The organism is Psychroserpens sp. (assembly GCF_045105015.1).
Classification (GTDB): Bacteria; Bacteroidota; Bacteroidia; order Flavobacteriales; family Flavobacteriaceae; genus Psychroserpens.
This window is the reverse complement of the sequence record NZ_JBGCCX010000151.1, coordinates 43,650-51,218: the sequence shown is the minus strand read 5'-3', so window position 1 is coordinate 51,218 and position 7,569 is coordinate 43,650. Positions and strand designations below refer to the sequence as shown.

Here is a 7,569-nt window from a genome sequence, read left to right as displayed (position 1 = left end):
GAATTTTAGTGATTTTGTAAATTCTTATAGAATTGAAGAACTCAAACAACTTATTAACGATCCAAAAAATGATAATCTTACGCTACTCGCTTTGGCTTTCGATGTTGGTTTCAATTCTAAAGCGTCTTTTAATCGTGCTGTTAAGAAATTGACCGGAAAACCTCCAAGTGATTTAAAATCAAAATCTTAAACAGAATCTATTTAAGATTATACACTTCTTTTTTTATTAAAATTGGTCTCAATTCTAGAAATGAGACGACTAGCATTACTTAAAATGACATCTTTGTTTCAACAATTTAAAACTGGAAACAATGAAAACTATTATAACATTACTTTACATTCTTATTTCAATAACTGTATGGTCTCAATCGTCATACGAAATACCAACAAAGGATAACATTCCTGAAACTTTAAAACAATATAGAGTTGCAATTGAAGTAGTAAATTTTCCTAAGAAAAATCATCCTATAAAAATTAAAGACCAATACTACTGGAAACACAATACCACAATTCTATGCACTGAAAGTGAAATAAGAATCACAGAATATGGTGCTTATTTGTTTTATAATGACAAATGGAACTTAAGAAAATCTTACCCATTAAAAGATTTAGCTAAAACATTTTTAATCGAAAAACATAAAATGCTTCAAGGACAACCGTATGTATGGGTTAATAATTGGAGAGTTGGTGAATCGCTCTTTGGTGGTTGGGCTATGTGGTACTTTATTGGTGAAACTAATAATGGAGAAACTGTTTGCGGATATGGAACTATTGATACTACTGATAAACCTTTAAATTAAAAACAATGAGAACTTTTAAACACATCTTACAGATTATTATTATAACCCTTACAATTACTGTAAATGCACAAGCATTAAAATTAAATGAAAAGCAAAGTGAATTAAGTTGGACTGGAAAAGCAGCTTTCAATTCGTATTCCTTAACAGGATCCATAAAAGTTAAAGAAGGCGCAATAGAAATTAAGGACAATACACTTTTGAGTCTTGTTATTGTAATTGACATGAAGAGTCTGAATCATGAAAATTCAGATTTAAAATCACATTTAAAAAACAAAGATTTCTTTGAAGTAAACGCTTTTCCTGTAGCAACTTTTAAGCTTTCAAAACCTGTAATAATTAACAATAATGAAGCTATTCTTATAGGTCAAATGACAATTAAAAATATTAGTAAAGAAGAAACCATTAAGGTTTTAATAATTAATAATACTATTACCTTAAATCATTCTATAGATAGAACATCTTATGGTGTTAAATTTAATTCACCTAGTTTTTTTAAAAAAATGAAAGAAAATGCAATAGCAGATGAATTTGCAATAAATGGCAAGTTATATTTTGAATAATCAAAGTTTATTTCTTCCCATTTCATTTGGATATAAATCTTTCAGAGTGTCACTTTGAAAGATATCTTTAGTATCAATATCTATGGCAGACAATTTACCTGTAAATGCAGCTCCAGTATCTATATTCCAAACATTAACTGCATTCATTGGCTTGTCTACATAAAGATTAATGGTAGGTGTATGTCCAATATAAATTTCTTTATAATTTGAAAACCGTTTATCTATTGCATTCTTGTTTATGGCTGATTCCCATAGCGTTCTATCAAAATAAAAATTACGAAAATTATATTCTTTTTCAACACCTTCTTCAGAAGTAAAACCAGCATGAATAAACAATCTGTTTTCATCATCTATATGATAGAAACTCATATCATTAAAAAAATACAAATGCTGTTTCTTTTCTTCATCTGAAAATCCAAAATAACTTTCTACGGTTGCTTTTCCACCATGTTCTAACCATACAGAATCACCTTCGCCAGTTCGCAACCAGTCTTCACACCAAACATCATGATTGCCTTTTATAAAAACACAGTTATTGGTTTTAGATAAGTTTATTAAATATTGAATTACTTGAGCCGATTCGCTCCAACCATCTACATAATCACCTACAAAAATTAAAGTGTCTTCTATAGTAACTTCCGCAGTATCAAGAAGCTGAGTTAATCCTTTCAATCCGCCATGAATATCACCAATTACTAATGTTCGCATGATTTAAATTTACATAAATATAGGCTAAAAGTATTGACCAATACCAAAAACTAAACCTTGAGTAGAGTTTTCGGTAACACCGATACCATAATCAATTCTAAAAATGGCATTAAATATTTTTTTATGAATGAATCTAAGTCCTAGACCTGGATACACTCGAAAATTTTGAGATTCGGCAAAATCTCCAAAATCTCCACCTGGATTTCTCCAACTTCCTGCATCAACAAAGGCATTTCCTTGTAAAGAAAACCATCCTTTTTCATAAAGCGTTTGACGATATTCGGTGTTAAGAACTATGGCACCTGTACCTCTATCAATGATATTTCCAACACCTCTAATATTTAAATTATTATCCACTGCAAAGGGTGCAAATGGTGTATCATCATTTGTAGCTAACCCTAATCGTAATCTACTTGCCCAATTCCCTTTCTTTCCTAAACGTTTGAAATACTGAAAATCATTCCAACCTATCAAAAACCCTGGTAATTGATCTTCATTTCTGGAAGTCACATATTGAAAATTTAAAATACTTCTAAAACCTTCAACATATTGGTAATCATAATTAAGATTATTGTATTCATAAACTAACTTATAAAGCAATTTATGAACTCTTAGTTCTTGAGGAACAGTTGGATTTGTTGCTCCAAACTTATACTCATAGTCTTCGGTAAAGTAGTTAATTCCAAATTCAAAACGATTGGTGAAATTAAGTTGATAGAGTCCCAATACTTCAATAGATTCATTATTATATTTATAATCTGCAGCAGTATTATCAAAAAATACTGGCTCTTGGGTTGTTAAATCTTGGTAATTCACAGCTAATCCAAACTGTCTCGAAAACAAAAATGGCGCTCTAAAATTTAATGCGTAAGAGTTATAAATATCCTTTTGATAAAAACCTCCGAAAGTTATATTCTGACCTAAAAGATTAAACTCGTATAGGCCAATTCGATAAGCAAATTCATCATCATTTGTAGTGTATACATTGGCCGAAGGGATTATGGTGAAATTTTCTTCAATGTTATAATATACATTGTAAGTGTTTTCTCCAGCTGGAAATACCTGATAATAGGCATGCGCAATAGAAGGAAGACGTTTTAAAAGTTTTATATCAGACTCTATTACTGAAGAATCTAATTTTACACCAGATTTAATTTGAGATATTTTCTTTACAAACGAAGATTTTAGTTTCTTATTTCCTTGAATTTTTAAATCAGCAACGGTTTTATCTTGAGCATTAGCAATCGAGGAAAACGAAATTAATAGAACAATTAAATATTTCATATGATGGTCAATATAGGTTTTGGTCGTTCACCTATAAATTCCTTACTATCAATGCCATATTTATTTTAGTTAGACTTGTAAAAAGATTGAATAACGGTTTCCACTGGTTTATTTTGAGGTGTAAATTGGTTATCCTTATTTCCACCTTCGTTTTCATAATCTACAAACCATTTCCAGATAAATCCTCCTGCAAACCAAGCTTCATTCCAGAACTCTTCAAAAAGTGCTTGAGTTGCATTTGTTTGTGCTTCAAAATTTAATGATTCAATTGTATGGTCGCTTTCCCAAGGTTCTTTCCCTGTAAAATCCATACTTCTATAACCATATTCTGTAAAAAGAATAGGCTTATTATGTGTTTCTGAAATTGATTTGATTACCTTTTTATGTCCTTGCCAACCAGCTTTACAGTCCTCTACAGATGGAGTTTGTTTATCACTTACAGGAAAATAAGCATCAACTCCAATATAATCAACTTGGCTCCAAAATGGGGTACGCTTAAATTCATCCCAATTCGCTGCATATGTTAATTTTCCTTTATAAATAGTTTTTATCTTATTAATGATGTCATTCCAATACTCTGGACGTTCTTTTACGAAGTTTTCTAATTCGGTACCTATGCAAAAAATTTCAGCTTTTGTTTCTTGAGCAAGATTAGCATATTCAATAATAAATTTAGTGTAAGTCTTTTCTAATGCTTTCCAGTTTTTTTCAGAAGACATTTTTATATGTCCTGTAAATTGACCATGCCAAACCCAGATTTGAGGTTTGATCATTATCTTAATTTGTTTTTTTCTTAGCTCTTCAATATACTGTTTTGTTCCAGCTCTAGTCTCTCCAAACCATTGTCTATCTGTATTATGAATAATTTCAGGATGTTCCAGATTTCGCATAAACCCAAAAGGCATTACAGCGGTATAATTAGCTCCAACCTCAACAACAGGGTTAACATGTGATTGATCAACCTCTATAGGAGCAGCAACAAAACTAAGTCCGTTAATTTTTTCTTTTTGAGCAGCACAAGATGAAACAATTACTGCTAAAAACAGAAATCTAAAAATGGTCATATACTATAAATTAGACTCCTAATTTACAGCTAAAGACTAGAATAATGCTCTTAAACCAATGTTAAATGTCTCCCCTAGACCTGTATTATTTCCTCTTACAAAATTAGTATACAAGGTTTCAATATTTAAAACTCTTGTAAGTTGATACTTAGCTCCTCCTCCTAAAGCAGTAAAATCTTGTACGAAATCATTGCCAGTATCAATTCGTTGTTGATGCTGTACTAAAGCTAAAATGGTAAACTTCTGATTTGGGAAATAACTCAAAAACACACCAGGTGTTAACAATAAACTGTTATTAGCAAAACTGTCTTCTTTTTTTCCAAAGTTATATTCTGTATTTAGTTCTGTAAACAATTGCCAATCACCACTTGGAAACGTATAATCATAAAAGAATCTATTCTGAAAAATAAACCCTTTTTGATCTAAAAAAACACCATTTTCAACTTCATTATCTACTAAAGGAATATGAAATGCTGTTTGAATGGTAAAATTTGACACATTTTTTAAAGGATTAAACTTTATAGCTGGAGCAAAAGAGGTAAACCCAGAACGCGCTGTTCCATCCTCACCATCAAATTGGAGTACCTCATGTGGATATCTATCGTTTTTTACATTAGATCTAAACTCTAAAAGCAAGCCAACATTAAATCTACTATTATCTGAAACTCCTGTAAATACATCAATCGTTGAAGTGAAAAATGTTTCTCGTGCTTCACGACCTCTCGTGAATGTACTTTCGGTTTGAGTGTATAAATTATTGAACCATTTAATATCCCATTGTCCTTTATTTAAAAGTTTTGAAGGCGTATACTCTTGTATGACACTTTTTTGTTCTTCTTCTGAATCTTCTTGTGAAAATCCTATTACAGTAAAACTTAAAAAAAATGTTAGTGCAATTATCTTTTTCATTTCGTATGTTTTTTGAGGGTTGTTTTATGTTTATTGTTGATTTAAATTCCAGTTGTATGAATAGTAAGAGATTTTTACTTTTGATTCTATTTTATGTTTTCTGAAACCATTTATAAAATTTATTTCGTTTCCTTCTTGAACAAAATCTTCTTTATACCATTTGAAAATTTCTGATAGTTGAACCTTATTCGCATTAACTTTAATAAAATTTGGATTATTTAAAGCAGTTTTTGTTTGCTTTTGAAGTTGATTCTCAAGGGTATCTGGAAGATATGCTGTGTTTATTAATGGTGGACAACCAATAGCTCCACAAACAAGTACAAAATGAAAACGTGCATCATTAAACTCTGCTCTTAACTTATTGTTCTCTATATCGTTAAGAGTCAAAGATTCTCCTGAAACCCTATACTTCATTTTATCAAAAAAACCAGGTTTTTCTAATGGTGATTTTAACGGATAATTATCAATAATCCCTTTTATTACAGAAATATTATAGACATTGATATAAAATGCCTGATATGTTTTTGAATTATTTTTAGAAACTGAGATTTCTTCAGCCATGGCAACCAAAGCATTTAAAGATTCTGGATTGGACTTAATTTTAGAGTAATCAACTTTTCCATTAGACACATACGTTTTGAAAAAAATATCAGCTTTACTAAAGTAGTCAGAAGGGTTTTGTGAAAAACTACTTGTTATAATGAAGAACATGAGTGATGCAAACAGTTTGTATGTGTTCATAATTTGTATTTTATAAATTTTACGTTCTGTCAGTCGGTCAAAAAACGTTTACTTACAAGTTTTTTTAAATAATTGGCTTGTCTACTTTTACTTTAAAACCTTACACAAGCTGTATAATTTAAAACTGATATAAATTAGATTCATCAATTAAGTTATTATCTTTAATTTCGACAGATTCGTCATAACAACCAAACTTTATGGAACACATCGTTATTATTGGAAACGGAATTTCTGGGATTACTTTAGCAAGGCACATTAGAAAGCTTTCCGACAAAAAAATCACCATCATATCTGCTGAAACTGACTACTTTTTTTCTAGAACTGCTCTCATGTATATTTATATGGGACATATGAAATTTGAACACACTCAACCTTATGAAGATTGGTTTTGGAAGAAGAATAGAATTGACCTACTAAACGCTTATGTCAATAGAATAAATACTGAAGATAAAACATTAACTCTAGCCAATGGATCAAATGTGAATTACGACAAATTAGTCATTGCTACAGGAAGTAAACCCAATAAATTTGGGTGGCCTGGTCAAGATTTAAAAGGTGTCATGGGAATGTATCACAAACAAGATTTAGAGAATTTAGAAGTACATGCAGCTAATAAAGAGACTTGTAAACGCGCAGTAATTGTAGGTGGTGGTTTGATAGGAATTGAACTTGCAGAAATGCTAAATTCGAGAAGTATTCCAGTAACATTTTTAGTTCGTGAATCAAGTTTTTGGAACAGTGTTTTACCTGAAGGTGAAAGCGGAATGATTAATAGACACATCGAGAATCATCATATAGACTTACGCCTATCTACAAATCTGAAAGAGATAACATCTGATGAAAACGGACATGTCAAATCTGTTATCATTGAAGAAACAGGTGAAGAAATCCAATGTAATGTTGTTGGACTTACCGCTGGAGTTTCTCCAAATATTGACTTTGTAAAGTCTTCAAAAATTGAAACTGGCAGAGGGATTAAAGTGAACCGTTTTCTCGAAACAAATATTCCTGACGTATATGCTATTGGTGATTGTGCTGAGCAACATGAACCAATCGGAAACAGAAGACCAATCGAAGCAGTTTGGTATACAGGTCGTATGATGGGTGAAACTTTAGCTCAAACTATTTGTGGCAATCGTATAGAATACAAACCTGGACATTGGTTCAATTCTGCTAAATTTCTTGACATCGAATATCAAACTTATGGGTGGGTTTTTGGAAGAAAAGGAAGACCTGAATACGAAAAACATTTCCATTGGAAACATGACGATGACACAAAATGTATCACTGTTGCTTACCATAAAGATAACAACAAATTTCTTGGCATAAACACCTTCGGAATACGAATGCGACATGAGACATTCGACAAGTGGCTAACTGAAAAAAAAGATGTAGACTATGTTATGAATCATCTTTCAGAAGCAAACTTTGATCCTGAATTTTACAGTCATTATGAAGCCGAAATATTATCTGCTTACAACAATAAACTTCAAACAACATAAC

Annotated in this window: 9 protein-coding genes; 4 read left to right on the top strand and 5 right to left on the bottom strand. The window is 31.0% G+C overall.

The genetic code is table 11. The features are described 5' to 3' along the window. The 3 genes from AB8B90_RS11830 to AB8B90_RS11820 form a co-directional block, all read left to right on the top strand. On the top strand, positions 1-190 hold a 190-nt coding region (locus AB8B90_RS11830), incomplete at its 5' end, for a helix-turn-helix domain-containing protein (protein WP_405337133.1). Between the two features lie 121 nt (positions 191-311). After that, the gene (locus AB8B90_RS11825; protein ID WP_405337131.1) at positions 312-800 is read left to right on the top strand and encodes a hypothetical protein; all 489 of its coding nucleotides are present in this window, start codon (positions 312-314) and stop codon (positions 798-800) included. A 5-nt stretch (positions 801-805) separates the two neighbouring features. Beyond that, on the top strand, positions 806-1,360 hold the full coding sequence (locus tag AB8B90_RS11820) for a YceI family protein (RefSeq protein ID WP_405337129.1): 555 nt from the start codon (positions 806-808) through the stop codon (positions 1,358-1,360). On the opposite strand, the gene AB8B90_RS11815 is transcribed toward AB8B90_RS11820, so the two are convergent. From AB8B90_RS11815 to AB8B90_RS11795, 5 genes are all read right to left on the bottom strand, one after another. Further along, the gene (locus AB8B90_RS11815) at positions 1,361-2,068 is read right to left on the bottom strand and encodes a metallophosphoesterase family protein (RefSeq protein ID WP_405337127.1); all 708 of its coding nucleotides are present in this window, start codon (positions 2,066-2,068) and stop codon (positions 1,361-1,363) included. Between the two features lie 24 nt (positions 2,069-2,092). After that, a complete protein-coding gene (locus AB8B90_RS11810) occupies positions 2,093-3,352 on the bottom strand; it encodes a POTRA domain-containing protein (protein WP_405337125.1) in 1,260 nt (419 codons plus the stop codon). Between the two features lie 65 nt (positions 3,353-3,417). Then, complete coding sequence (locus tag AB8B90_RS11805) at positions 3,418-4,416, bottom strand: glycoside hydrolase family 113 (RefSeq protein WP_405337123.1); 999 nt, start codon at positions 4,414-4,416, stop codon at positions 3,418-3,420. 36 nt (positions 4,417-4,452) lie between these two features. Then, a complete protein-coding gene (locus AB8B90_RS11800) occupies positions 4,453-5,325 on the bottom strand; it encodes a hypothetical protein (protein ID WP_405337121.1) in 873 nt (290 codons plus the stop codon). A gap of 30 nt (positions 5,326-5,355) precedes the next feature. Continuing rightward, positions 5,356-6,066, bottom strand: coding sequence for a DUF547 domain-containing protein (locus AB8B90_RS11795; protein ID WP_405337119.1), 711 nt, complete (start codon positions 6,064-6,066; stop codon positions 5,356-5,358). A 197-nt stretch (positions 6,067-6,263) separates the two neighbouring features. Here AB8B90_RS11795 and AB8B90_RS11790 point away from each other — a divergent pair, with 197 nt between their 5' ends. Then, on the top strand, positions 6,264-7,568 hold the full coding sequence (locus AB8B90_RS11790; protein ID WP_405337117.1) for an NAD(P)/FAD-dependent oxidoreductase: 1,305 nt from the start codon (positions 6,264-6,266) through the stop codon (positions 7,566-7,568). Position 7,569: the final 1 nt, after the last annotated feature.

Excerpts from the sequence above, each read along its gene's own strand:
- AB8B90_RS11825 (WP_405337131.1), top strand. The coding sequence starts at position 312 with ATGAAAACTATTATAACATTACTTTACATTCTTATTTCAATAACTGTA.
- AB8B90_RS11820 (WP_405337129.1), top strand. The coding sequence starts at position 806 with ATGAGAACTTTTAAACACATCTTACAGATTATTATTATAACCCTTACA.
- AB8B90_RS11815 (WP_405337127.1), bottom strand. The coding sequence starts at position 2,068 with ATGCGAACATTAGTAATTGGTGATATTCATGGCGGATTGAAAGGATTA.
- AB8B90_RS11810 (WP_405337125.1), bottom strand. The coding sequence starts at position 3,352 with ATGAAATATTTAATTGTTCTATTAATTTCGTTTTCCTCGATTGCTAAT.
- AB8B90_RS11805 (WP_405337123.1), bottom strand. The coding sequence starts at position 4,416 with ATGACCATTTTTAGATTTCTGTTTTTAGCAGTAATTGTTTCATCTTGT.
- AB8B90_RS11800 (WP_405337121.1), bottom strand. The coding sequence starts at position 5,325 with ATGAAAAAGATAATTGCACTAACATTTTTTTTAAGTTTTACTGTAATA.
- AB8B90_RS11795 (WP_405337119.1), bottom strand. The coding sequence starts at position 6,066 with ATGAACACATACAAACTGTTTGCATCACTCATGTTCTTCATTATAACA.
- AB8B90_RS11790 (WP_405337117.1), top strand. The coding sequence starts at position 6,264 with ATGGAACACATCGTTATTATTGGAAACGGAATTTCTGGGATTACTTTA.